The sequence below is a fragment of the Bradyrhizobium sp. RDI18 genome, from assembly GCF_043203335.1.
GTDB classification, from domain to species: Bacteria; Pseudomonadota; Alphaproteobacteria; order Rhizobiales; family Xanthobacteraceae; genus Bradyrhizobium; species Bradyrhizobium retamae.
In genome coordinates, this window is the sequence record NZ_JBICRN010000006.1 from 1401742 (window position 1) to 1425169 (window position 23428).

Consider the following 23428-nt stretch of genomic DNA (forward strand, 5'->3'; position numbering starts at 1 on the left):
TTTCCTGATCTCACTCTTTCTGAATTGCCTCAGTGCGCGGTGTTGCGCGGCCACGACGCATTTGGCGTTGACAGCCGACGCCGCGTCCGAAAATATCATACAATAATAAAAGAACGTCTCTCACATTGTCGCATAAGCGGGAATCGGAGGGGAGAACGTCAAGGCGAACTCTCGGGAGGAGATCAGTCATGACCCGCTTTAGCCGACGCACTCTGTTGAAGGCCGGCGCCGCTTTTGCCGGCGTATCCGCTATCGGATCTCCCGCCATCGTCCGCGCACAGGCCGCGCGGATCAAAATCGGCCATCTGGTGCCGCTGACCGGCTTTCTCGGTGCGATCGGCAGCTACGCCCAGCTAGGGGTGAAGATGGCGGCGGAAGAGATCAACGCGTCCGGCGGCATCATGGGCAAGCAGATCGACCTGATGTCGGAAGACTCGGTCAATCCCGCCACCGCCTCGACCAAGGCGCAGCGCATGATCGAGCAGGACGGCGCCGTGCTCTTGTTCGGCGAAATCTCATCCGCCTCGTCGCTGACCATCATGCAGGTCGCCGAACGCAACAAGAAGGTGTTCTTCTCGACCGGCGCGCGATCCGACGCGCTGCGCGGCAAGGATTGCAACCGCTACTCCTTCCATTGCGACATTCCCAACACGGTGATGGTCAATGCCGTCGGCACCGCGCTCAAGCAGAAGGGCATGGTGAAGGGCAAGAAGTTCGTCACGCTGACGGCGGACTACATTTTCGGCCACGACCTCTTGAAGGCGGCGAAGGCCTTCTTCAGCGCCAACGACGCTACCTTGATCGGCGACGAGCTGATCGCGACAGACGTTACCGACTTCAGCCCGTATCTCCTGAAGGTGCGGCAGGCCAAGCCCGATGTCGTGTGCTGCAACCTCGCCGGCAACCAGGTCACCAATCTCGTCAAGCAATATGCTGAGTTCGGCTTCCCCTACCCGCTGGTCGGCTTCAACCTCAACACCGGCGACGCCTGGGCGATGGGCGAAGGCAATCTTTCCGGCACCTGGCCAACGGTCTGGTACCACACGCTCGACAATCCGGCGTCCAAGGCCTTCGTCGAGGCCTTCAGCAAGAAATACGGCAAGCCGCCGGAGAACCATGCCTGGATCGAATACATCACGCTGAAAATGATCGCACAGGCGATCACCGAGACCAAGTCGACCGAGAGCGACGCGCTGATCGGCTATTTCGAGAAGCAGACGCAGTTCGACATCATGAAGTCGCGCAAGGCGTATTTCCGGTCCTGGGACCATCAGCTCGTGCAGGAGGCCTATCCGTTCACGGTGAAGGCGAAGAACGAGATGAAGGACAAGTGGGACATGCTGGTGCTCGGCGAAGCCGTGCCGGCGGCTGGCGCGGAGCTGGAATCGATCTACCCGACGAAGACGCAAAATCCCTGCAACATGAAGGCATAGAAGCCCGAATCCGGGCGTCGGGCACACTGGCGTTGCGGCGCCGGCAGACAAGCGCCGGCGCCGGCTCTTTTTGAAGGCGCATGTTGAGATCGCGGATCGCAGATGCAGTTTGGATTCCTGCTTGAACAGGTGGTGAATGGCCTGGTGCTCGGAGGCTATTACCTCCTGATTGCGCTTGGGCTGTCGCTGATCTTCAGCGTCGGCGGCATCGTCAATCTCGCGCATGGCGCGTTCTATGCGCTCGGTGCCTACATTTCCGTCGAGATCACGAAATATCTCGGCTTCGGCTCCGCGGTGGTGCTGTCGCCGGTCGCCGTGGCGCTGCTCGGCATTCTCTTCGAGCGCTTCATCCTGCGAAGGTTCTACGACGCCGATCCGATCCTGAGCCTTTTGGTGACGTTCGCCCTCGCCATGGTGACCGAACAGGCGATCCGCATCATCTGGGGCGCGCCGCCGATATCGGCCGCGATCCCGCAGGCGCTTCGCGGCTCGGTGTTTCTCGGCGATTTCCTGTTCTCGCGCTATCGCTTGCTCATCCTCGCCGTCGTCGCTGCAGTTCTGCTCGGTGTTTGGCTCTTGCTGCACAAGACGTCGTTCGGTCGTGTGGTGCGCGCCGGCATCCAGCGGCCGGACATGGTCGCCGCACTCGGCATTCGCCTGCAGCCCTACATGACCGCGATCGTCATGCTCGGCGTCGGCATGGCCGCGCTCGGCGGCGCCTTCTTTGCACCGATCACGATCGTGCATCCGGCGATGGGCGCCGAGATCATCACCGTTGCCTTTGTCGTCGTCGTGATCGGCGGCCTCGGCAGCTTTTGGGGCGTGGTGATATCAGCTCTCCTGGTCGGTGTCGTCAGGGGCATCACCATCCACTTCGCGCCGGCTGCCGGTGAAGCCTCGATCTATGTGCTGATGTTCCTGGTGCTCATGGTGCGGCCGCGCGGGCTGCTCGGCGAACGTATCGAGAAGTTCGAATGATCACGCCTGCCGCCAAATTTCGTCCGCTGCTGCTGGCCGCGCTTGCCGTCATCGTGCTGCCGTTCGGCCTCTATCTGCTCGGGCTCTCGCTCAACACCGGCACCATGGTGGTGGCGCTCGCCATTGCCGCGATGGGGCTCAACCTCTGCATCGGCTACACCGGGCTCGTCTCGTTCGGCCACGGCGCCTGGTTCGGCATCGGCGCCTATGCGGCGGGACTGATCCAGCGCAACTGGTTCGGTGGCGACATCTTCCTGCCGCTGCTGCTCGCGGCGATCGTCGTCACCGTCATCGCGACCTTTGTCGGCTTCGTCATTCTGCGCCGGCGCGGCGTCTATTTCTCGCTGCTGACGCTGGCGCTGTCGGCGCTGACCTACACCATCGCTTTTCGCTGGACCGCGGTAACCGGCGGCGAGGACGGTCTCGGCGGCCTGAAGCGGGGCAGCATCGGCCCGTTCAGCCTCGATAACGCACTCAACTATTACGTCGTCGTCTCCGTGCTCTGCCTCGGTGTGCTTTATCTCCTGCTGCGGCTGGTGCGCTCGCCGTTCGGCCATGTGCTGATGGCGATCCGCGAGAACCAGTTGCGCGCCACATTCCAGGGCTATCCGGTCGAGCGCTACAAGCTCGGCGTCTTCGTGATCTCGGCGGTCGTGACCGGCTTTGCCGGCGGGCTGATCGGATTCCAGAACTATCTGGTCTCCGCCGAGGCCGTCTCCGTGCCGTTCTCCGGCGAACTGCTCGCCATCGTCGTGATCGGCGGCATGCGCAGCATGCTGGGGCCGGCGATCGGCGCGCTGTTCTTCATCCTGTTCCGCGAGTTGTTTTCGATCTGGACGCCGAACTGGCTGCTCTGGTTCGGCCTCGTCTTCGTCGCCTTCGTGCTGTATTCGCCAGGCGGCCTCGTCGGCATCTGGGCGACACTCGCAAAGCGCTGGTGGCCGCCGCCGGAAGAAGCCGCCGCCATGAGCAGGCGCAAAATCTACCAAGGCCTGACTTTGCCGGCTTTTCTGCGGCCAAAAGCGCTCGAGGGTATCGTGCTCGACGTGCAAGGCGTCTCAAAGAGCTTTGGCGGCATCCGCGCGGTGACCGATGCGAGCCTCACGGTCGGCGCGGGCGAAATTCACGCTTTGATCGGGCCGAATGGCGCGGGAAAAACCACGCTGTTCAATCTGGTCTCCGGCCTCTATCCGACCGACAGCGGCACCATCAGGCTGAACGGCCGCGAGATCCAGGGCGTGCCGTCGGAGGCGATCTGCCATCAAGGGCTGGCGCGCTCGTTCCAGATCACCAACCTGTTCAAGGGGCTGTCGATCTACGAAAACCTCCGCCTGTCGTTGCAGGCGCAGAGTCCCGGCCGTTTCGACCTGTGGCGCGACATCGACCACTACAGGGACATCCACGCCGAGACTGCGGAGCTGATCAAATTCCTCGGCCTCGAAGGCATCGAGACAATCGAAGGCGGCGAACTGTCCTATGGCGGGCAGCGGCTGGTCGATCTCGGCATCGCGCTCGGCTCCAAGCCGCAGGTGCTGCTGCTGGATGAACCGCTCGCCGGGCTTGCCGCCGCCGAGCGCGAGCGCGTCTCGAACCTCGTGAAAAACATCGCCGCCAACATTCCGGTCCTGATCGTCGAGCACGACATCGATCGCGTGCTCGGCTTTTCCCGCACCGTCACCGTGATGAACCAGGGCGAGGTGCTGATGACCGGCACGCCCGAGGCCGTGCGCGCCGACCGCAAGGTGCAGGAGATCTATACCGGCACCGGCGTGCCTGAGGTCGAGCATATCACGAGCGAGCAGGCCCGCGACAGCACAGCCCCCATTCTGCGCTTCGAACGCGTCAACACGTTCTACGGCAAGAGCCATATCCTGCACGACGCCACCCTCGACGTGCGCGAAGGTGAAATCGTTGCGCTGCTCGGCCGCAACGGCGCCGGCAAGTCGACGCTCCTAAAGACGCTCGCGGGCCTGGTGCCGCTGTCATCGGGCACGATTGAGTATGCCGGCATGGAGATCTCCCGCCTGCCTGCGCCCGAGATCGCGCGCGCCGGCATCGGCTATGTGCCGCAGGGCCGCGGCCTGTTCGCCGGGATGACGGTGCGGGAAAATCTCTCGCTCGGGCGTCTCGCGCGCAAGACCGACGGCAGCAACGGCGTGGTGTGGGACGAAGCGCAGATCCTCAACTATTTCCCGCGTTTGCGCGAGCGCATGGACGTCGCGGCGGATTATCTTTCCGGCGGCGAGCAGCAGATGGTGGCGGTGGCGCGCGCGATGTCGGGCAATGTCAAACTCCTGCTGCTCGACGAGCCCTTCGAGGGTCTGGCACCGGCCGTGATCCTCGAACTGTTCAAGGTGTTCGACCGGCTGCGGCAACACATCTCCATCGTGATCGTCGAGCACAATCTCGACCTGGTGCTGGCGCTCGCCGACCGCGTCTTCGCGCTGGAACGCGGCGCGGTGTTCCATCAGGGCCCGGCGCAACCGCTGCTGACCGACCTCGAATACCGCAAGACGATCTTGTGGCTATGACTGCAACGCCCGCCATTGCGAGGGAGCCAACGGCTCGCAATGACGGCCCTAAACTCTACGGAGGCGACAATGCGATATCTGGTGAAGGCTATGTTGTCAGGTGTCATGGCGCTCTATGCGATCAGCGCCAGCGCCGCCGACGATCCGATGACCATCGCGGTATTCACCAAGAACCGCACCAACCCGGCCTATGAGGCCTTTCGTATCGCCTCGGACCAGATCGCCCGCACGACAGGCGTGAAGGTGACCCACCTGGTGCCGAACCAGCCTGACAACGTCGACGAACAAAAGGCCATGGTCGATCAGGTACTGAAGGACAGGCCGGACGCCGTCATCTTCATCCCCGTCGACGACATCGCCATGATTGATTCGGTGAAGAAGCTCAATGATGCCAAGATCCCTATCGTACTGGTTTCCAATCCACTGCCCGGCAGCTTCGTCACCTATGTCGGCGCCGACGACTTCGAGATCGGATATCGCGAAGCGCGCTATCTCTTCGAAAAGCTCGGCGGCAAAGGGAAAATCGTCGTCATCGAGGGAACGCCGGCGGCGCCGACCAATCGCGAACGCGTGCGGGGCTACCAGCGTGCCTTCACTGAATTTCCTGGCATCCAAGTCTTGGGATCGGGGATCGGCAATTACCAGCAACCTGATGCAAGGCGCGTGATGGAGAAGTTTCTTTCTGAGCACAAGGAGATCGACGCGGTGCTCTCAGCCAATGACAGCATGGCGCTGGGCGTGCTGGAAGCGCTCAAGGCCGCCAACCGGACGGCGATCGTGATCGGCATCAACGGTATTCTTCCAGCCGTGAAGCAGATCGAAGCCGGCGGGATGTTAGCCACCGTCGATTTCAACATGTTCAAGATCGGCTGCACGGCGACGCGGGCGGCGGTGCGTCACCTCAAGAAGGAGCCGCTACCGGAGAAGGTGATGCTGCCGGCGGAAGTGATCGACAAGACCAACTACAAGGCTTGGCTGGTGCCGGTCGACCAGCGGACCTGCCCTGAATGGAATGACGTGGCGCGCTGATTGCGGCAACGCGCGCTCACGAAAGCAGGGAATCTTCGTGCGGCCACGTGCGCGCGATAATCTCCGCCGCGCCCTTGTCGAGCAGATCGAGGCCGACGGCACGGCCGAGCTCGCGGGGCCGATCTGCCGCGCCGGTCCGCGACACCTCGATAAAGAGGTCGCCGGCTTCATCCAGCACGGCAGCGGTCAACGTCATCTCACGATCCGCCAACGTCGCATGGCCGGCGATCGGCGAGTTGCAGTGGCCGTTCAAAACCCACAGCACTTCGCGCTCGGCCTCGGCGCAGAGGCGCGACGAGGCGTCCTCGATCTTGGCGAGCCGGCCGCGCGTGATCCAGTCCTTCTCGACGCATTCCACCGCGACGATGCCCTGCCCTACCGCGGGCAGCATTTCCCGGACCGAAAAGTCATGGACGATGCGCGAGGCCATTCCGATGCGTTCGAGCCCTGACCTTGCCATCACCAGCGCATCCGCCGGTCCCACCTCGCCGCCATCGGGAAGCCGCTGCTTATCGCCGCGATCGAGCTTTGCGACGCGGGTATCGGCGGCGCCGCGGAAATGGATTACGGTGGCCTCGGGGAACAGCCGGCGCAGATAGGCGGCGCGGCGCACCGCATTGGTGCCGATCTTGAAACCCTTACCCTTCGATGCGCGAAACGCATCCAGCGAAAGACCCGGACGCAACACCAGCGCGTCGTTGGCCGGATCGCGCGGCAGGGTCGCCGCGATGATCAGGCCGGGGGTCTCCTCGTTGCCGGGAACGTCCTTGAGCGAATGCATCGCCGCCTGCAATTCTCCGCCGCGCATCGCCTCGCGAATTTCGGCGACGAACGCGCCCCCTTGCCGCCATGACGCAGCAGCTTGCTGGTCTGGTCCTGATCGCCGCGGGTTTCGAACTTGACGATCTCGACATCGAGCGCCGGATCGGCCGCGCGCAGCAGCCGCGCAATTCCTTCCGTCTGCGCCAGCGCCATCGCACTCTTCCGCGTGCCAATCTTCAAGGTCTGTCCTGACACAAGGTCTCCGTTCGGTCACACCGATTGCTTCCAGCGTAGGGGATAGAGCAAGCGGCGCATCAGAACAACGTCTTTGGCTGACGGAAAACAGTGACTCGATGACCGAACTGGCAAACGTGCTGCCGTCTCGGAGCAACCCCTTGTGCGGCAAAGCAATTTCCCGCCAGCGTGATTCAGCTTCCGGCCTCCGCATCTGCCACCACGACGACGCCGTCTGCCGCTTTAACGCCGTTCCCTCTGGGCAAGACAAACAACGGATTGATCTCCGCCTCCAGCAGGTTCTTCCCGATCGAAGTCACCATGTTGGAGAAAGCGAGCATGGTGTCGACGAGGGCATCGACATCCGCAACGGGGCGGCCGCGAAAGCCGCGCAGCAGCGGAGCGGACTTCAACTCGCCGATCATTTCCTCCGCATCCTGTCGTGAAAGCGGTGCCAGTCTTACGGCGGTGTCCTTGTAGAGTTCGGCGGCGATGCCGCCCGTGCCGAGTAGGACCGACGGTCCAAGCTGCTTGTCGTCCTTGAAGCCGAGGATCAGTTCGACGGCGCCGGTCACCAGTTCCTGGACCAGAAATCCCTCCGGCCTCCGGTTCGTCGCCGTCGAAAATGCCTCCGCCATCCGCCGGCACGTCGCCGCGGAATCGCGCGGCGAGACATTGACGGCAACTCCCCCGATATCGGATTTGTGAAGCACCTCGCGCGAGAGAATCTTGATCACGACGTTGCCGCCGAAATTCAACGCGGCAGGCGCAGCTTTCCTCAGGCGTCGCGACACAGACCTCATGGGTGATGGGAACGCCGAACTTCGCAAACAGCGCCTTGCTCTCATATTCGTTGAGCGGACCCGGACGCAGCATGCGCCGGACGTCGGCTCCAACCGCCACGGGTATAGCCGGCTCACCGGTCTGCGGGGAAATCTTACGGCGAATGTGCCACATTGCCGAAAATGCCGTGGCGCAGGCCTCCGGTGCGGCGAAGGTCGGTATGCCCGAGAGATTAAGATGCCTGACTGCGTGCGGCGCGTGCGGGCTGGCAAACACCACAACGGGCTTCTCGGTCCGAGCGAAGCAATCGCGCAACGGCGCGCCGACAATCTCCGGCTCCGTGATCGAAGACGATCCTAGAATGACGGCAACCGCATCGTAGGAAGGACTTTCGAGCACGCTGGCGAGCACATTTCGAAAGTATTCGGATTTTACACCCGCGAGGGTAACGTCGATGGGGTTTCGATCCAGCACTGCGTCGGGGATGTTCAGAGCCTTCAAGCGTTCAGCGGTCATCGGGTCTGGCGCCGGAGTTTCAAAGCCCGCCAGGCCGGCCGCATCAGCGACCAGACTCGCCGAGCCGCCAGTTGATGTTACGACGGCAACGCGACGGCCCTGCAATCGGCGGGCGGAACTTAGCGCGAGCGGAATATCGAGCAGATCGGAGAATTGCAGTGTTCTGATGATGCCGAGTTGCCTGAACAATGCGTCGTAAACGACATCCGACCCTGCCAACGCCCCGGTGTGCGAACTTGCCGATTGGGCGCCGGACTCGGATCGCCCGACCTTGAAAGCGACGATTGGCTTGCCGGCTCGCGCCGCCCGCAGTGCCGCCTGGCGAAATTGCGCCGGCTTGCGCAGGCCTTCCAAGTACAGCGCAATCACCTGCGTGGCAGGATCGTCAACCAGGTAATCGACAAGGTCAGAGACGTCGATATCGGCTTCGTTGCCCGTCGCGACCAGCTTGGAAAAGCCGACACCCTGGGCCTCCGCTCTCGACAGCAGCGATCCAAGGATTCCCCCGCTTTGGGAAACGAGCGCGATGGAGCCGGCGGGCACGAGTTGGCTGATCTGGAGCGCCGCACTCGCCGATAGTGCGATACCATCGGTGACATTGACGAGGCCGATCGTGTTCGGGCCGAGCAGCCGCATGGTGCCGGCGGCGCTCTTCAGCTCTTGCTGCCGGGCCATTCCGTCGGCGCCGCTTTCGCCAAATCCGCCGGCGAGAACGATTGCTGCGCCCGTTCCGATAGCTCCGAGATCCTTGACCGCGTCCGGAACGCGGGCAGAGCCGACAAGGACGATGGCGACGTCGGGTGCGTGCGGTAGCGACCGGATATCCGGAAAGCATGGATAGCCTCCGATCGATTGATAGCGCGGGTTAACCGGGAAGACGTCATGGCCGTAACCATATTTCTGCAGAAAGGCGAGCGGACGGCCGGTCAATTTGCCGGCGTCGGCTGAGGCGCCGATAATCGCCACGCTCTTCGGTCGGATCAGACGTTCCAGCGCATCCATATCGATCCTCCTAGCGCGCGGATTTGTCGAGGAATGCCGCGACGGATTCCCGGTGTTCGAAAGTCGTGTAGCAAATGGCCTGGGCTTCCCGGCCGAGCGCAAAGACCTGCTCTTCCGCCGTTTCAAACGTGCGGTCGATGATCCCCTTGGTCAGAGCGATGGCCGCAACAGACCCGCGACTGAGATCGCGTGCCCATGCGGAAGCGTCATGCAGGAGCGTCGCAGCCGGACCCACGCGATCCGCCAGTCCGATCGCAAGCGCTTCGGCTGAGCCTACGGGGCGGCCGGTGAAGATCATCTCTTTCGCGCGCGACAAACCTATCCGCCGCGGCAGGAAGTACATTCCTCCACCGTCGGAAACCAGTCCACGACGAACAAAGCTCATGCTGAACACAGCATCTTCCGAGGCCACGATGAAATCGCACGCGAGCGCGAGATCGCATCCCAGACCCGCCGCGGCGCCGTTCACGGCTGCGATCGTCACCTTTCCCATGCCGTGGAGCGCGGCAACACTCCTGTGAGTCTGCTGCTGTCTGCGCCAGCCGTTGAACGCCACCTTTCCGGAGGGCCCCTGCAGCCGGTCCCGCATGCCGGAAATGTCGCCGCCCGAACAGAACGACTTGCCGTTTCCGGTCAGAACCACGGCCCGCACGGCTTCGTCGTTACCGGCGCGGTCGAGCGCGGCGACGAACTGGGCGCGCATCTCATCGTTGATGGCGTTGCGCACATCCGGCCGGTTCAACCGCACGACCGCGACGGATTCTTCGACTGACAATTCGACCAGGCAGGTCATCATTACCTCTCAAACCGGTGATGGATTTCGTGGATGTCGTGAGCGATGGTGCGAAAGCGCTATTCCACCTTGATGTTCGCGTCCTTGATCACCTTGCGCCATCGCTCTTCCTCGTCCCGAACATAGCGGTCGAGTTGTTCGGGCGCGCCGCCGACCATGATCAGGCCCTCGTTGCTTTCGAGCCGCTTGAAAGCTGGAGACTGCACGGCTTTTGCAACGGCCTTGTTCAGACGCTCGATGATCGGCGCAGGCGTCTTGGCCGGGGCGTATAGGCCGTACCAACTTTCTGCGGCGTAGCCCGGCACCCCGCTTTCGGCGACCGTCGGCAAATCGGGGAACGCACGCGAGCGTTCCGCGGTCGTGACGGCCAAGGCCCGGAGTTGCCCGCCGCCGATCAGCGAGGCGGCGCTTGCCACCGTGGTGAAGATGACATCGATCTGGCCGCCAAGGAGATCGGTGATCGCCGGCGCGGCGCCGCGATAGGACACCGTCGTCAGGTTCACATTCGCCATCGATTTGAACAGTTCGCCCGCCAGATGAGCCGACGTTCCCGTGCCGAACGTGCCGTAGTTGAGCTTTGCGGGGTTGGCCTTGGCTTCCGCGATCAGGTCGGCGATCGATTTGATCTTCGAGGCCGGATTGACGACGACGATGTTGAGGGATCGCGCGATCAGCGAGACCGCGGCGAAATCCTTGCGCGGATCGAACGGAAGCTTACTGTTCAAGCTCGGATTGACCGCGTGGGCGAAGCTTGCCAGCAACAGCGTGTAGCCATCGGGCTCGCTGGTCGCGACCACCTGCGTCCCGATGACGGTGCCCGCGCCCGGCTTGTTTTCGATGATGACCGGCTTGCCGAGATCCGTCGTGATCTCCTGCGCCAGCGTTCGTGCGATGATGTCGGTGCCGCCGCCGGAGGAGAAGGGAACGACGATCTTGATGGTCTTGGCCGGATATTCTGCTCGGACCGGCGTAACGGCTAGCGCAGCTAGCACCGACATGGCGACAACAATGACCTGCAGGCGCCGGCGCGCTCCTGAAGGATACGTGACCTTGCTCTCTTGCATGCGTGCTCCCTTGGGGCTGTTGTTCGGGCATCTTGAAAATGCGTTCTGGCGTGGCGGCTTCTCTGTCCGGGCCGTCTGTGGAGCTAGCACAGGCAACTCGACCGCTCCTGACCCCATTTCCACCTAGTGGAATTGGGTCGCGGCTGCGTTCGCCGACATTTGCCCCACCCGCTTGCATCTCTTGGGCTGTCTCGCCTATCCCTTGGAAGGGCCGAGGGAGGCGACGCCATGAGCTCTGCGGGCGGCAATCGTTCTTTGCAAAGAGGGATCGAAATCCTGCGCGCGTTCCGTCAGGGCATCGATGTTCTCGGAAATGGAGAGATCGCGGAACGAACCGGAATTCCGCGCGCCACCGTCAGCCGGCTTACGCGTACGCTTGTGCAATCGGGCATGCTGGACGACGTTCGCAGCGAGCGCGCCTACCGGCTGGCCGCAGCGGTAATCAGCTTCGGCCATGCAATGCGCGTCAGCTCGCCGGTCCTCAACGCGCTCGGCCCGATGATGCGCATCGAGATCGATGCGGCGGAAGATGAATGTCGGATTGGCCACCGCGGACCGCTCGATGATGGTCTATCTGGAATCGGTCCGCTTCAACCCGCGCGTGGCGCTGCGCAATGTCGTTGCAGGGCAGCAGGTGCCGATGGAATTGACCTCGCTCGGGCGTGCCTATCTGGCCGGCATATCAAAACAGGAAAGGGCCAGGCTGCTCGCAACCTTCAAGCGGCGCAGCGCCGGGGCGACGCAAAGCTTGCTGGCCGAGGTGCAGCGATCGATCCGGTCCGTCAAGCGCGACGGCTATTGCGCCGTCTCGTGGCAGCGCGGCGTGCTCGCTGTTGCGACACCGATCATCGTAAGGGGGATGCCGGTCTACGCCCTGAACATGAGCACGCAGAATGTGCAACCCACCGCACGGCTGTCCGCCGAGATGGGCGCCTATCTCCTGGCCTTTGCCAAGCGGTGCAATGAGGCCCTCGCGGGCGAGTAGGTCAGCCCGGCGACACCCTCTGCCCGATCGATGTTTCGCCCGCTCGGCGATGGTCTGCCATTCGAAAATGGCCGATTGTGCATCGCAACAGAATCAATAGAGTGGCTCCGCAAGAGGGTTTTTCGTTGTCCGATACCAGTGCCGACGCCTTGGCCGCTTCCGGCCACCGCCCGATGGGCTTCCCCGAATTCGTGATCGTGATCGCGTCGATCATGGCGCTGAATCCGCTTGCGATGGACATGATGCTGCCGGCGCTGCCGGACATCGCGTCCGCCTTCCACATCACCTCGGCCAACCGGCCGCAGATGGTGCTGTCGATCTTCCTGGTTGGCTTCGGCGTCGGGCAGTTCGTCATGGGCCCGTTATCCGACCGGTTCGGTCGGCGGCCGGTCCTGCTTGGGGGCATGGCCGTCTATTGCATCGCCAGCCTGCTCGCGATTGCCGCCCCCTCTTTCGAAACGCTGCTGCTGGCTCGCGCACTGCAGGGCCTCTGCACCTCGGCAACCCGCGTGATCGCGACATCGATCGTGCGCGACTGCTATGCTGGCCGGCGCATGGCCAGCGTGATGTCGCTGGCGATGATGATGTTCATCGCGGTGCCCGTGGTCGCCCCGGCCTTCGGCCAGGCCGTGCTGCTGCTGACGCAATGGCGCGGCATCTTCATCGTGCTGATGCTGTATGGCGTGGTGGCGTTGATCTGGAGCGCGCTTCGCATGCCGGAGACGCTGCCGGTCGAAAAGCGCAGGTCGCTCGCCGTCGGCGAGGTGTTTGACGCGTTCCGCCAGACGCTGACCAATCGCCAGACGCTGGGTTATGCGCTGGTCGCCGGCGGCATATTGGGTTCGCTGTTCGCGTTCGTGTTCATTTCGCAGCAGGTGTTCACCGAGATCTACAAGCTCGGATATTATTTTCCGCTTGCGTTTGCCGGCGTCGCGGTCGGAACCGCCATCGCCGGCTTCGTCAATTCCCGCCTCGTCGGCCGCCTCGGCATGCGCGTGATCTCCCACGCTGCTCTGCTAGGCTTCGTGGTCATCGCTGCAACCATGCTGGTCGCGGCGAAAATACAGATGCTGCCGTTGCCGCTGTTCATGGTGCTCTCGATATCCATGATGTTTGCGTTCGGGTTGATGATCGCCAATTTCACCGCGCTCGCCATGGAGCCGCAGGGCCATATCGCCGGCACCGCCGCGTCGCTGTACGGCTCGATCACCACCCTGCTCGGCATCGGCATCGGCGCCACCATCGGCCAGGGTTACGACGGCACGCTGGTGCCGTTCGCGACCGGCTTCCTGCTCTGCACGCTGGCGGCGCTCGCGGTGGTGCTGGTGGTGGAGAAGGGCCGGTTGTTCAGGCCGCACGTCTTGAAGGTGTGACGAGCATGGCGGATACCTGCCCTGCGCTGGGCGTTATCTCGCGAAGCTGATAACAATTGCTCTCATCGCCTTTAAGTCAGGAATTGGAAGATGGATAACCGCAGTAGCATCTGGCGTGGCGTCGACACCATCAAGCCGCGCTTCATAGACTTGAGCAACCGGGTCTGGGCGATGCCCGAGATCTGCTACACCGAGGCGCGTTCTTGCGCCGAACATCTCGCCGAGCTGCGTCATCAGGGTTTCCGCATCACGGAGCAGGTCGCAGGCATTCCCACCGCCCTGATGGGCGAATGGGGCGAAGGCGGACCCGTGATCGCCTTCCTTGGCGAATATGACGCCCTGCCCGGTCTCAGCCAGGAGGCTGGCGTCGCGGAACCTCGGCCGCTGCAGGCCGGCGGCCACGGCCATGGTTGCGGCCACAATCTGCTCGGCTCCGCCGCCCTGCTCGCGGCCACGGCCGTGAAGGATTGGCTCGCCGAGCACAAGGTGCCGGGACGCGTGCGCTATTATGGCTGCCCCGCGGAGGAAGGTGGCGCAGCGAAAACCTTCATGGTGCGATCAGGCGCCTTCGACGACGCCGATATCGCGATCACCTGGCACCCCCACAGTTTCTGGGAAGTGGCGGTGATGCCCTCGCTCGCCAACACCCGCGCCGATTTCATTTTCACCGGGCGGACCTCGCATGCCGCGGCCTCGCCGCATCTCGGCCGCAGCGCGCTGGATGCGGTCGAACTGATGAATGTCGGCGTCAACTACATGCGCGAACATATGCCGAGCGATGCGCGTGTACACTATGCCCTGCTCGACACCGGCGGCATCGCCCCCAACGTGGTGCAGGCCCATGCCCGCGTGCGCTATTCGATCCGCGCCCGCGATCTGCCCGGCATGAACGAACTGGTGGAGCGCGTCCACAAGGTCGCCCAAGGCGCGGCGCTGATGACCGAAACGAGTGTGGAGATGCGGATCATTTCCGCCGTCTCCAATTTGCTGCCCAACACCCCGCTCGAACAGGCCCTTCACGGCATCATGGAGGAACTCGGCCCGCCGCATTTCGACGAGGCCGACAAGGATTTCGCGCAAAAGATCCGCTCGACGCTGACCGAGAAGGATATCGCCACCGTCTATCATGCGATCGGCATGGAGCCGAGCGAGCGGCCGCTGGCCGATTTCATCGTGCCGCTGGACGCCAAGCGCAACCCGCTGATCGGCTCCACCGATGTTGGCGACGTGAGCTGGGTCGTACCGACCGTCCAGGTTCACGCTCCGACCATTGCCATCGGCACCCCCTTGCACACATGGCAGGTGGTGGCGCAGGGCAAGAGCCCGCACGCCCACAAGGCCATGGTGCAGGCCGCCAAGGCCATGGCAGGCTTGGGTGTCAGGGCGCTGACGGAACCGGACTTGATCGCCGCCGCCAAGGCCGACCTGAACAAGCGCACCGCCCGCACCCCCTATGTCAGCCCGCTGCCGGACAGCGCGGCCCCGCCGCTGGGCATGTCGCTGGTCTGATCCTGATCCGTCCCTGTCCTGACTTGGCTTGGCTTGGCTTGGCCGAGCCGGCGAACAAATTTTTGCAGCGCAAAGCGCAATTTCGCGCGCTTTGGCGCGCCGAGACCGCCGGAATGCCAACGCGATGTGCGCCGCAACGGGGTTTCTGCCCAAGCAGAAATCATTGGCCGCTTCCATACTGCCAATTGTTGACAGGCGGACATTGACCTCCGGGGCATTTGATGTGCCATCTTGTCCTGGGACATCTGACGCCGCCGCCCGGCGGCGCGCCGCACAACTCCAAAACCAGACGGGGGACAACGATGCTGGACACCGAACTGCGGACCATGATCGACGAGGTGAAGGACGGCCGCATGGATCGCCGCGCCTTCGTTCAGCGGATGCTTGCCTTCGGTCTCACCGCGCCGATGGCGACGCAGATCCTCGCGATCGGCGGCGTGGCCATGGCGCAGAGCCCCGCGCCCTACAAGCCGACCAAGCGCGGCGGCGGTGGCCCGCTGAAGCTGCTGTGGTGGCAGGGAGCGACCTTGCTCAATCCTCATTTTGCCACCGGCACCAAGGACCAGGACGGTTCGCGCCTGTTCTACGAGCCGCTCGCGAGTTGGGACGCCAACGGCAACCTTTGTCCGATTCTCGCTGCGGAAATCCCGTCGACTCAAAACGGCGGTCTCGCTGCCGACGGCAAGTCGGTGACCTGGAAGCTCAAGCCCGGCGTCAAATGGCACGACGGCAAACCTTTCACCGCCGACGACGTCGTGTTCAACTGGGAATACGCCCGCGACCCCGCTACCGCGGCGCTGACGATCGGCGTCTACCAGGACATCACCGTCGAAAAAATCGATGACCTCACCGTCCGCGTCCTGTTCAAGAATCCCACCCCGTTCTGGGCCGACGCCTTCGTCGCCGTGGTCGGATGCATCCTGCCCAAACATCTGTTTGCGGAATACAAGGGCGCCAAATCCCGCGAGGCTCCGAACAATCTGAAGCCGGTCGGCACCGGTCCCTACAAGTTCGTCGAGTTCAAGCCGGGCGATCTTGTGCGCGGGGAAATCAATCCCGACTACCACATGCCGAACCGCCCCCACTTCGATACGATCGAGATCAAGGGCGGCGGCGATGCCGTCTCGGCGGCACGCGCAGTGATCCAGACCGGCGAGTATGACTATGCCTGGAACATGCAGGTGGAAGACGAGGTCCTGCTGCGCCTGGAGAAGGGCGGCAAGGGCAAGACCGTCTACACGACCGGCGGCGACATCGAATTCATCGCGCTGAACTTCACCGATCCCAACACCGAGATCGACGGCGAACGCTCGTCGATGAAGACCAAGCATCCGCTGTTCTCCGATCCAGCCGTACGCAAGGCGCTGGCGCTCCTGATCGACCGCGAAGCCGTTCAGAAGCACATCTACGGTCGCGCCGGCCGCACCACGGCCAGCTTCCTCAACGGTCCCGAACAATTCGTCTCCAAGAACACGAAATGGGAGTTCAGCGTCGAGAAAGCGATCCAGGTGTTGGAGGAGGCTGGATGGAAGGCCGGGGCCGACGGGATCCGTGAGAAGGACGGCAAGAAGCTGAAAATCCTGTACCAGACCTCGATCAACGGCCCGCGGCAGAAAACCCAGGCGATCGTCAAGCAGGCCTGCCGGAAGGCCGGCATCGACATCGAACTGAAATCGGTGGTGGCCTCGGTATTCTTCTCCTCCGATGTCGCCAATCCCGACACCTATTCCAAGTTCTACGCTGACATCCAGATGTTCCAGATTCCGATGACCCAGCCCGACCCCGCTCAGCACATGCGGCGCTTTCATTCGCGCTTCGTGGCCACCAAGGAAAACAAGTGGCAGGGCCGAAATTTCCCGCGCTGGGTCAACAAGGAATTCGACGCGGCGATCGATGCGGCCGAGGCTGAAACCGATCCGGTCAAGCGTGCGGCACTCTATATCAAGGCCAACGACATCATGTGGCAGGACACGGTGACCATCGCCGTGCAGCACCGCCTGAAGGTCGGCGCGGCAGTTAACTCGCTGCGGCCGGTGCTCAGCGGCTGGACCAACGACACGGACAATATCCAGGACTGGTATCGAGAGGCCTGAAAGCCGGCATAGGGGATCGTCCTCATGCGGCAGTATATCCTGCGTCGCCTGCTGATCGCAGTGCCGAGCCTGCTCGGCATTTCGCTCGTCCTGTTCACGGTGCTTGCGCTGGCGCCCGGCGATCCGTTCGCAGAGCTCGTGACCAATCCAAACGTGCCGCCCGAAGTGGCAGCGGCGCTTCGGGCCAAGTTCGGCCTCGACGATCCGGTCTCTGTCCGCTACCTGCGCTGGCTCGCGGCGATGGCGCAGGGCGACTGGGGCTTTTCCTTTGTCAGCCGGATGAACGTGGATACGCTGATCCTGCAGCGCCTGCCGACCACGCTCTACGTGATCGGCTCGGCGCAGGTGCTGGCGCTGCTGATCGCTATACCGGTCGGCGTCTTCGCCGCCACCCGGCCCTATTCGATCTTCGACCAGATCGCCAACACGCTCGCCTTTATCGGCTTTTCGCTGCCGACCTTCTTTACCGGGCTTTTGTTCATCCTGGTGTTTTCGATCAAGCTGGACTGGCTGCCGTTTGTCTATACGACCGACATCAAGGCGACCGGCATCCACTGGGTGGTCGAACAGGTCCGGCAGGCCATCATGCCGGTGATGGTGCTCGGCCTGTTCCAGGCGGCCTCCATGACGCGCTTCGTGCGCTCGGCCATGCTCGACGTGATCCGCCTTGACTACGTCACCACCGCCCGCGCCAAGGGCCTCGGGCAATCGAGGGTCATCGTCAAGCACGCGATGCGCAACGCGATGATTCCGGTCGTCACCCTGGTCGCGTTGCAGATGCCCGCGGTGTTCGGCGGCGCCATTGTCACCGAGCAGATCTTCCGGATTCCGGGAATCGGTTCACTGCTGATTTCCTCCATCCTCTCCAACGACACGCCGGTTGTGATGGCCGTGACCTTCGTCTTCGCCTGTCTTGTGGTGCTCTTCAACCTGATCGCGGATATCCTCTATGGCTGGCTTGATCCTCGCATCTCCTTCCGCTGAGCGGCGGCCGGCCTGGTCGCCCTGGCGCGAGACTTGGCGGCGCTATCGCCGCCATAAGCTCGCCGTGGTCAGCGCGTTCCTGCTGCTGGTCCTGATCGCAGCGGTGGTATTCGGCCCATTCGTCTGGCGCGTCAGCATCAACGACATCGATTTCACTGCGCGCCTTGAGGGCCCCTCGCTCGCCCACCCGTTCGGCACCGATGATCTCGGGCAGGATATCCTCGCCCGCATGATCTATGGTGGACGTATCTCGCTCGCGGTTGGGCTTGCCGCCATGGCGGTCGCCGTCCTCGTCGGTACGCTGATCGGTGCGCTCGCCGGCATGTCGCGCGGGGCGCTCGGGCACGCGCTGATGTGGCTGACCGACCTGTTCCTCTCGCTACCGCAACTGCCGCTGCTGCTGCTGCTGATCTACCTGTTCCGCGACGGGCTCAAATCCGTGTTCGGGCCCGAGGGCGGCATCTTCATCCTGATCGTGCTCGTCATCGGCGGCCTACGCTGGATGCCGGTCGCGCGGCTGGTGCGCGCTCAGTTCCTCTCCTTGCGCGAGAAGGAATTTGTCGAAGCCCGCGCGCGCTCGGCGCCAGCCCGTTGCGGCAGGTGGTGCGGCACATCCTGCCTAACGCAGTCGGCCCCGTGATCATTGCCGGCACCATCGACGTCGCCGCCGCGATCATCGCCGAATCGACGCTGTCGTTTCTCGGCCTCGGCTTTCCGCCGGATACCCCGACCTGGGGACGGCTATTGTTCGACGCCAAGGACTATCTCGACATCGCTGCGCATTGGGCGATGTTTCCGGGCGGCGCCATCTTCATCGCGGTCGTCGCGATCAATTTCATCGGCGACGGCCTGCGCGATGCGCTCGACGCGCGGCGGGTGATCTGATGGCCCCATTGCTCGAAATCAAGGGCCTGAAAACCCACTTCGCCACCGACGACGGCATGCTGAGGGCGGTCGACGGCGTCGACATCACGCTCAACAAGGGCGAGACGCTCTGCGTGGTCGGCGAGTCCGGCTGCGGCAAGACCGTCACCGCGATGTCGATCCTGAAACTGATCGCAATGCCGCCCGGCCGCATCGTCCAGGGCCAGATCCTGTTCGAGGGCCGCGACCTCGTGCCGCTCACCAGCAGCGAACTGGATAACATCCGCGCCAAGGATATCGGCTTCATCTTCCAGGAGCCGATGACCTCGCTCAACCCGGTGCTATCAGTCGGCGAACAGGTTGCCGAGAGCCTGCGCCGCCACGAAGGCCTCTCTAACAAGGACGCACTCGCCCGCACGGTCGAGATGTTCAAGCTGGTGCAGATCCCCAACGCGGAAGCCCGGGTCCATGATTACCCGCATCAGTTCTCGGGCGGCATGCGCCAGCGCGTCATGATCGCGATGGCGCTGGCCTGCAAGCCAAAGCTCGTCATCGCCGACGAGCCGACCACCGCGCTCGACGTGACCATCCAGGCGCAGATTCTCGACTTGTTGCAGGACATGAAGGAACGCTTCGGCATGGCGGTGATGCTGATCACCCACGCCATGGGCGTGGTGGCCGAAACCGCGCAGCGGGTCGTCGTCATGTATGCCGGCAAGGTGGTCGAAGAGGCCGATGTCGACAGCCTGTTCGAAAGCCCGCGCCATCCCTACACGCAGGGCCTGATCCGCTCGATCCCGCGCATCGACCTTGCTGCCGCGCACAAGACCCGGCTGGAAGCGATCGGCGGCTCGGTGCCGATCCTGATCAATCCGGCGCCCGGCTGCCGCTTCGCGCCGCGCTGCCGCTTCGCCTCTGGTCGTTGCGCCGAACAGGAACCGGTGCTGCGCGAGGTCGCACCGGGCCATCGCATGGCCTGCCACCTTGGCGACACGCAGGGAGTGACGTCATGAGCGAGCCCCTGCTGCGCGTCACCGCTCTGAAAAAGCATTTTCCCGTCAAGGGCGGACTCCTTTCGCGCGAGGTCGGGCGCGTGCATGCGGTGGACGGCGTGTCGTTTGCAGTCAATCGCGGCGAAACGCTCGGGCTGGTCGGCGAGTCCGGCTGCGGCAAGTCCACCACCGCGCGCTGCGTGCTGCGCCTGGTCGAACCCAGCGAAGGCGAGATCGTCTTCGATGGGCGCGACGTGCGGGGCCTTTCCGGCGGCGACCTCCGCGCCATGCGGCGCAACATGCAGATCGTGTTCCAGGACCCCTTTGCCTCACTCAATCCGCGCATGACGGTCGGCGCGATTCTCGGCGAAGCCTTTACCATCCACGCGCTCGCTTCCTCGGCAAGCGAGCGGGATGACCGCGTGGCGAGCCTGCTCGTCAAGGTCGGGCTGAAGGCCGAGCACATGCGCCGCTACCCGCACGAATTTTCCGGCGGCCAGCGCCAGCGCATCGTGATTGCGCGCGCACTTGCGGTAGAGCCGAAGTTCATCGTCTGCGACGAACCGGTTTCCGCGCTCGACGTCTCCATTCAGGCGCAGGTGATCAATCTGTTGGAAGACCTGCAGGCCGAGCTCAAGCTCACCTATCTGTTCGTCGCCCACGATCTCTCCGTGGTCGAGCATATTTCCGACCGCGTCGCGGTGATGTATCTGGGGCGCATCGTCGAGCTGGCTGACGCGAGCGACCTCTACCGCAATCCCCGACATCCCTACACGCAGGCGCTGCTTTCCGCCGTGCCGGTGCCGGACCCGAAGGTGAAGCGCAAGCGGATCCGGTTGCAGGGCGACGTACCCAGCCCGATGAACCCGCCGCGGGGTTGTCATTTCCACACCCGCTGCCCGATCGCCGAGCCGCGCTGCCGGGAAAGCGCGCCCGAACTGAAGCAAGGCAGCGACGGGCATTTCGTGGCGTGTCATCTGGCCTGACAGCGGCGGCTTATTCCGCCTGGCTATCCGCCGCGTCTCATGCGGCGGCGGCAAAGAATCAAATCCCTCAAAACAATACGGCCCCGCCCCGGCAGCGGTCGAACCACTCGTGCCGGGGCGGGGCCGAAATCAGATCGTGGGCGCTAGTCTAGCGCGTTTGGATGCCGTTTTTGCGGATCAGGTCCGAAAGCTGGGACAAAAGCTCCCGAAGCCTGGCATTCTCCTCGATCAGCGCGTGGGCTTCGTCGGCCTGTTCGTTTCGACGAAGGGCGGGCTCGTCCCCGCGCAGGGCATTCTCAAGCAGTGAAAGAGCGTCGTCGGTCGGTTCCTCAACCCAAAATGAAGGTTCAGCGCGGCGGTCTCGCTTATTAAGCTGCGGATGGTCTACTCGCATGATTGATACTCCAATTTTAAAAAGCGGAACGTGCCCCCAGTCACCCTGTCTCGCGCGCGGAGAATGAGGTGAGTCGGCAGGCAAATTTGCGACTAAAATTGGAATCGTGCGGAGACGACCCCGGCGCTAAAGCGGCGTGATTGCGGCAAACCGTAAGGCCCGCGCCGGGCAAACCTGCAGCCTGCGCGTGCGATCTAGAGAAACGTCGACAATTGATAGAGCGCGTAAAGAACCTCTAGCCCCATGAGAACGAGAGCTGCGATCATCAGATAATAACCAAAATGCATGCGGAATTTGAAACCAATGCCTCTCGCGGCCCGTGCGGAATCGCGTCGGGCCGTAAATCAAACTCGATACGCGTCGGAAGGGATAAGCCTCCGGCGAACCATGCGTCGGGCAACCAGGAACAAAAAGGCCTCCGCCGCCGCGGAAGTGACGCCTTTGCCTCTTGCCTTTGTCGCGAGCCCCTTCTTGACCGGAGGTCTCTAGTTCGACGCCAGCTCGCCTGTTCACACACCGTGGAAAATCTTGATTCCCCACAGCACGATGACGATGGCCAATACCAGCGTAGCCGCCGTCAGTACACTTTCTAAGGAAGCGACTCTCATACTAACTCTCCGCTTCCCAGCCCCGCTAACGGTCTAGGCGATTCGTTGATTCGACCGCAATCGCGCGATCACAATGGCTTGAACGTTGCTTGGCGGTTGTGTTTTAGAGGTCACACATCTGGGTATGGCGGCGCATTTCTCCGCCGCGACGACGCAGCCATGCGCCTGCGGAAGCGGAAATGCCCGCCTCTTACGACGGCTTCTCGATTGAAGGGTTTATTCGGGCCGGCTTGCCGAAACGTAGGGACCGGACGGAACCGGCGCGCTTCGCCGCCGTTCGGCGAGCGCCGCCAGGCGATCGTATTCTTCCGCCACCTTGAGCAGGCGCCCCTGATCCTTGACGGCAACAGCAGCTAGCTCCCTCGTCCGTTCCGCGCGCTTGCGCCAGTGCTCCGCATTGGTCAGGAAATCCGTCATCGGTACGCCCCTAAGGTGGTTTGCTCCCCAGCCCGCCCCGAGACGCCAGAAAGGCCGGCGGTACGTCAAAAATTAGGCCTAATCCGATCTGCCGTGTGACTCGAACGACGCATGAACTATCTGGCGAGCCTTTTCGCCGTTGCCTTTCCGACGCAAATTTGCCCCGGACTCAATGGAAAGTTCGTCGCTGAAAAGGCGACTGTGCCACCTTGTGATCAGGAAATTGTCATGAGTACCGAACACTCACCGCGTGCCAGACAGGCCGGCGTCGATGCATTTCGGGACGCCGGACATCGCGACAACGTCGTGCCGCTGCGTCAGGGCAAGTACGAGCTTCAAGCGCGCAACGCGCCGCTTCGAGGCGACGCCCTCCTTGCCGCGTTATCGCCCCTACTCGACGAAGCCGACGGACTTCGCAGAGATGGCGCGCGGCAGCAGGAAAACGGCAATCTCGGGCTGCTGCTCGAGGAGAATGTCCGGCTGCGAAAGCTTGCGGTCAGGCTGTCGAACCTTCTTGGCGACCTTCCCGAACAAGGCAAGTGAGATCGGCTTTGCCGCCGCTGGTCACGCGTAGGCCGCCGTAACGCTCCCGAACGGGCCGAAATCCGCGACATAGGTCTCACCGGGCTTCGGCCGCAACATGCCGGTCAGGGTCCCCGTGCTGACGGTCTGTCCCGCCTTCATTCCGATGCCGGTGCGCGAGAGCTCGTTGGCGAGCCAGGTGAGCGGCACCATGGGATGGTCGAGCGCCTCCCCCGCCGTGCCCTTTCGGCGCAGCATGCCGTTGCAGGTCAACGATACTTCCTGCCCGGCGATATCGCGCGTCTTCCAATCGGGGATCGCGGCGCCGCAGACGATGATGCCGCTTCCCGCGCCATCGGCGAGGATCGCGGGCAGCGGCGGAAACGCGGCGTCGTGGACGAAGCGGCATTCGGCGAGTTCGATTCCCGTATGCAGCGACACTACCGCCTCGGTGACCTCAGCCAGCGTGTAGGACTTTTCGCGCGGCGGCAGATCGACGCCCAAGCGCGCCTGATACTCGACTTCGGGAATCGGGCTGCAGAGTTTGGCATGCTCGACGCTGGCCGGCGACTCCAT

Annotated in this window: 18 protein-coding genes and 4 pseudogenes; 14 read left to right on the forward strand and 8 right to left on the reverse strand. The window is 63.2% G+C overall.

Annotation, left to right across the window (positions count from 1 at the left end; all coding sequences use genetic code 11):
• The first annotated feature begins 188 nt into the window (after positions 1–188).
• The 4 genes from ACFXS9_RS07655 to ACFXS9_RS07670 all read left to right on the forward strand — a co-directional run bounded on the left by ACFXS9_RS07655 (position 189) and on the right by ACFXS9_RS07670 (position 5971).
• Positions 189–1433, forward strand: a complete 1245-nt coding sequence (locus ACFXS9_RS07655) for an ABC transporter substrate-binding protein (RefSeq protein ID WP_392686850.1) — start codon at positions 189–191, stop codon at positions 1431–1433.
• A gap of 102 nt (positions 1434–1535) precedes the next feature.
• Positions 1536–2411 carry a branched-chain amino acid ABC transporter permease gene (locus ACFXS9_RS07660; RefSeq protein ID WP_057843407.1) on the forward strand — a complete coding sequence of 292 codons (876 nt, stop codon included), beginning with the start codon at positions 1536–1538 and terminating at the stop codon, positions 2409–2411.
• Positions 2408–4942: an ATP-binding cassette domain-containing protein gene (locus ACFXS9_RS07665; protein WP_392686854.1), complete on the forward strand. Its 2535-nt coding sequence runs from the start codon at positions 2408–2410 to the stop codon at positions 4940–4942. The genes ACFXS9_RS07660 and ACFXS9_RS07665 overlap by 4 nt, the downstream gene beginning before the upstream one ends.
• 69 nt (positions 4943–5011) lie before the next feature.
• Entirely contained in the window at positions 5012–5971 is a 960-nt protein-coding gene (locus ACFXS9_RS07670; RefSeq protein ID WP_392686857.1) for a sugar ABC transporter substrate-binding protein, read from the forward strand.
• 16 nt (positions 5972–5987) lie between these two features.
• Here ACFXS9_RS07670 and hemC read toward each other — a convergent pair.
• The 5 genes and pseudogenes from hemC to ACFXS9_RS07695 form a co-directional block, all read right to left on the reverse strand.
• Positions 5988–6946, reverse strand: a pseudogene (hemC, locus tag ACFXS9_RS07675) (hydroxymethylbilane synthase).
• 215 nt (positions 6947–7161) lie between these two features.
• Positions 7162–7815: an acetate--CoA ligase family protein gene (locus ACFXS9_RS07680; protein WP_392686860.1), complete on the reverse strand. Its 654-nt coding sequence runs from the start codon at positions 7813–7815 to the stop codon at positions 7162–7164.
• A gap of 640 nt (positions 7816–8455) precedes the next feature.
• Positions 8456–9268: pseudogene (locus ACFXS9_RS07685) on the reverse strand (CoA-binding protein); the annotation flags it as partial.
• Between the two features lie 10 nt (positions 9269–9278).
• A complete protein-coding gene (locus ACFXS9_RS07690; RefSeq protein ID WP_392686862.1) occupies positions 9279–10064 on the reverse strand; it encodes an enoyl-CoA hydratase/isomerase family protein in 786 nt (261 codons plus the stop codon).
• A gap of 56 nt (positions 10065–10120) precedes the next feature.
• Positions 10121–11125 (reverse strand): tripartite tricarboxylate transporter substrate binding protein, encoded by a 1005-nt coding sequence (locus tag ACFXS9_RS07695; protein WP_392686865.1) that lies wholly within the window; start codon positions 11123–11125, stop codon positions 10121–10123.
• Between the two features lie 228 nt (positions 11126–11353).
• On the opposite strand from ACFXS9_RS07695, the pseudogene ACFXS9_RS07700 reads away from it, so the two are divergent.
• From ACFXS9_RS07700 to ACFXS9_RS07740, 9 genes and pseudogenes are all read left to right on the forward strand, one after another.
• Positions 11354–11461: pseudogene (locus ACFXS9_RS07700) on the forward strand (helix-turn-helix domain-containing protein); the annotation flags it as partial.
• Between the two features lie 226 nt (positions 11462–11687).
• Positions 11688–12110 (forward strand): IclR family transcriptional regulator C-terminal domain-containing protein, encoded by a 423-nt coding sequence (locus ACFXS9_RS07705; RefSeq protein ID WP_392686868.1) that lies wholly within the window; start codon positions 11688–11690, stop codon positions 12108–12110.
• Positions 12111–12235: 125 nt separating this feature from the next.
• Positions 12236–13483 (forward strand): multidrug effflux MFS transporter, encoded by a 1248-nt coding sequence (locus ACFXS9_RS07710; protein ID WP_392686871.1) that lies wholly within the window; start codon positions 12236–12238, stop codon positions 13481–13483.
• Positions 13484–13573: 90 nt separating this feature from the next.
• Positions 13574–14992 carry a M20 family metallopeptidase gene (locus ACFXS9_RS07715; protein ID WP_392686874.1) on the forward strand — a complete coding sequence of 473 codons (1419 nt, stop codon included), beginning with the start codon at positions 13574–13576 and terminating at the stop codon, positions 14990–14992.
• A gap of 302 nt (positions 14993–15294) precedes the next feature.
• Positions 15295–17085 carry a peptide ABC transporter substrate-binding protein gene (locus ACFXS9_RS07720; protein WP_392686878.1) on the forward strand — a complete coding sequence of 597 codons (1791 nt, stop codon included), beginning with the start codon at positions 15295–15297 and terminating at the stop codon, positions 17083–17085.
• A 24-nt stretch (positions 17086–17109) separates the two neighbouring features.
• Positions 17110–18069 (forward strand): ABC transporter permease, encoded by a 960-nt coding sequence (locus ACFXS9_RS07725; RefSeq protein WP_392686881.1) that lies wholly within the window; start codon positions 17110–17112, stop codon positions 18067–18069.
• Positions 18035–18954, forward strand: a pseudogene (locus ACFXS9_RS07730) (ABC transporter permease). Before ACFXS9_RS07725 ends, ACFXS9_RS07730 begins: the two are co-directional and overlap by 35 nt.
• Positions 18954–19946: an ABC transporter ATP-binding protein gene (locus tag ACFXS9_RS07735; protein WP_392686884.1), complete on the forward strand. Its 993-nt coding sequence runs from the start codon at positions 18954–18956 to the stop codon at positions 19944–19946. The pseudogene ACFXS9_RS07730 and the gene ACFXS9_RS07735 overlap by 1 nt, the downstream one beginning before the upstream one ends.
• Positions 19943–20911, forward strand: coding sequence for an ABC transporter ATP-binding protein (locus ACFXS9_RS07740; RefSeq protein WP_392686887.1), 969 nt, complete (start codon positions 19943–19945; stop codon positions 20909–20911). Before ACFXS9_RS07735 ends, ACFXS9_RS07740 begins: the two co-directional genes overlap by 4 nt.
• Positions 20912–21059: 148 nt before the next feature.
• Here the strand turns inward: ACFXS9_RS07740 and ACFXS9_RS07745 are convergent, their stop codons facing one another.
• The gene (locus ACFXS9_RS07745; protein WP_028346859.1) at positions 21060–21305 is read right to left on the reverse strand and encodes a hypothetical protein; all 246 of its coding nucleotides are present in this window, start codon (positions 21303–21305) and stop codon (positions 21060–21062) included.
• Positions 21306–22129: 824 nt separating this feature from the next.
• Positions 22130–22330, reverse strand: a complete 201-nt coding sequence (locus ACFXS9_RS07750) for a hypothetical protein (protein ID WP_392686890.1) — start codon at positions 22328–22330, stop codon at positions 22130–22132.
• Between the two features lie 111 nt (positions 22331–22441).
• Here ACFXS9_RS07750 and ACFXS9_RS07755 point away from each other — a divergent pair, with 111 nt between their 5' ends.
• Positions 22442–22873, forward strand: coding sequence for a hypothetical protein (locus ACFXS9_RS07755; protein ID WP_392686893.1), 432 nt, complete (start codon positions 22442–22444; stop codon positions 22871–22873).
• A 21-nt stretch (positions 22874–22894) separates the two neighbouring features.
• On the opposite strand, the gene ACFXS9_RS07760 is transcribed toward ACFXS9_RS07755, so the two are convergent.
• The gene (locus tag ACFXS9_RS07760) at positions 22895–23428 is read right to left on the reverse strand and encodes a 2-keto-4-pentenoate hydratase (RefSeq protein ID WP_392686896.1); all 534 of its coding nucleotides are present in this window, start codon (positions 23426–23428) and stop codon (positions 22895–22897) included.

Bases quoted from the DNA above. Each gene is read 5' to 3' on its own strand.
- ACFXS9_RS07715 (WP_392686874.1), top strand. From the start codon at position 13,574: ATGGATAACCGCAGTAGCATCTGGCGTGGCGTCGACACCATCAAGCCG.
- ACFXS9_RS07690 (WP_392686862.1), bottom strand. From the start codon at position 10,064: ATGATGACCTGCCTGGTCGAATTGTCAGTCGAAGAATCCGTCGCGGTC.
- ACFXS9_RS07655 (WP_392686850.1), top strand. From the start codon at position 189: ATGACCCGCTTTAGCCGACGCACTCTGTTGAAGGCCGGCGCCGCTTTT.
- ACFXS9_RS07750 (WP_392686890.1), bottom strand. From the start codon at position 22,330: ATGACGGATTTCCTGACCAATGCGGAGCACTGGCGCAAGCGCGCGGAA.
- ACFXS9_RS07740 (WP_392686887.1), top strand. From the start codon at position 19,943: ATGAGCGAGCCCCTGCTGCGCGTCACCGCTCTGAAAAAGCATTTTCCC.
- ACFXS9_RS07665 (WP_392686854.1), top strand. From the start codon at position 2,408: ATGATCACGCCTGCCGCCAAATTTCGTCCGCTGCTGCTGGCCGCGCTT.
- ACFXS9_RS07695 (WP_392686865.1), bottom strand. From the start codon at position 11,125: ATGCAAGAGAGCAAGGTCACGTATCCTTCAGGAGCGCGCCGGCGCCTG.
- ACFXS9_RS07660 (WP_057843407.1), top strand. From the start codon at position 1,536: ATGCAGTTTGGATTCCTGCTTGAACAGGTGGTGAATGGCCTGGTGCTC.
- ACFXS9_RS07680 (WP_392686860.1), bottom strand. From the start codon at position 7,815: ATGAGAGCAAGGCGCTGTTTGCGAAGTTCGGCGTTCCCATCACCCATG.
- ACFXS9_RS07755 (WP_392686893.1), top strand. From the start codon at position 22,442: ATGAACTATCTGGCGAGCCTTTTCGCCGTTGCCTTTCCGACGCAAATT.
- ACFXS9_RS07745 (WP_028346859.1), bottom strand. From the start codon at position 21,305: ATGCGAGTAGACCATCCGCAGCTTAATAAGCGAGACCGCCGCGCTGAA.
- ACFXS9_RS07670 (WP_392686857.1), top strand. From the start codon at position 5,012: ATGCGATATCTGGTGAAGGCTATGTTGTCAGGTGTCATGGCGCTCTAT.
- ACFXS9_RS07725 (WP_392686881.1), top strand. From the start codon at position 17,110: ATGCGGCAGTATATCCTGCGTCGCCTGCTGATCGCAGTGCCGAGCCTG.
- ACFXS9_RS07735 (WP_392686884.1), top strand. From the start codon at position 18,954: ATGGCCCCATTGCTCGAAATCAAGGGCCTGAAAACCCACTTCGCCACC.
- ACFXS9_RS07760 (WP_392686896.1), bottom strand. From the start codon at position 23,428: ATGGAGTCGCCGGCCAGCGTCGAGCATGCCAAACTCTGCAGCCCGATT.
- ACFXS9_RS07705 (WP_392686868.1), top strand. From the start codon at position 11,688: ATGATGGTCTATCTGGAATCGGTCCGCTTCAACCCGCGCGTGGCGCTG.
- ACFXS9_RS07720 (WP_392686878.1), top strand. From the start codon at position 15,295: ATGCTGGACACCGAACTGCGGACCATGATCGACGAGGTGAAGGACGGC.